Raw genomic sequence first — 766 nt, forward strand, 5'->3', positions numbered from 1 at the left:
CCCCCGCACCTGCCCCACCCGCACGCCGGCCGAGGTTGAGGCGCGCGTCCTTCAGGCCCGCCGACGCCTGCGCCGGGGACCCGAGCAGATCAGCGAGGCCACCGGGGTTGCGGCCCGCACGGTGACCCGGATCCTGCGCCGCCACCACATGCCGCCCCTGGCAGCCTGCGACCCGCTCACCGGGCAGGTGATCCGCGCGGTCCGCAAAAGCGCCGCACGCTACGAATACGGCCGCCCCGGCGGCCTGGTCCACGTGGACGTGAAGAAGCTCGGCAAGATCCCCGACGGTGGTGGCTGGCGCGCCCACGGCCGCAGCGAGGACGTCCGTGGCCGCGGGATCGGCTACGACTACGTGCACGCCGCCGTGGACGACCACTCCCGCCTGGCCTACGCCGAAATCCTGGCCGACGAGAAAGGCGCCACCTGCGCCGCGTTCCTCACCCGCGCGGCCGCGTTCTTCGCCGGCCAGGGCATCGCCCGCATCGAGCGTGTGATGACCGACAACGCCCGCAGCTACCGCACCTCCGGCGCGTTCCGCGACGCCTGCCAAACCCTGGGCGCGAAGCAGAAGTTCACCCGGCCCCACTGCCCCTGGACCAACGGCAAAGTCGAACGCTTCAACCGGACCCTGCAGGCCGAGTGGGCCTACCACCAGGTCTTTGCCAGCAACACCGAACGCGCCGACGCCCTCGCGCCCTGGCTTCACTTCTACAACACTGGCCGCCGACACACCGCGCTCGGCGGCCAGCCACCGATCAGCCGACTG

General features: G+C 72.2%; 1 protein-coding gene. It reads left to right on the forward strand.

What is annotated here, in order from left to right; genetic code table 11:
- Positions 1-766: IS481 family transposase (locus ADL12_RS23025; protein WP_063806712.1), on the forward strand; the 766-nt coding region annotated here is incomplete at both ends.

The sequence above is a fragment of the Streptomyces regalis genome, from assembly GCF_001509475.1.
GTDB classification, from domain to species: domain Bacteria; phylum Actinomycetota; class Actinomycetes; order Streptomycetales; family Streptomycetaceae; genus Streptomyces; species Streptomyces regalis.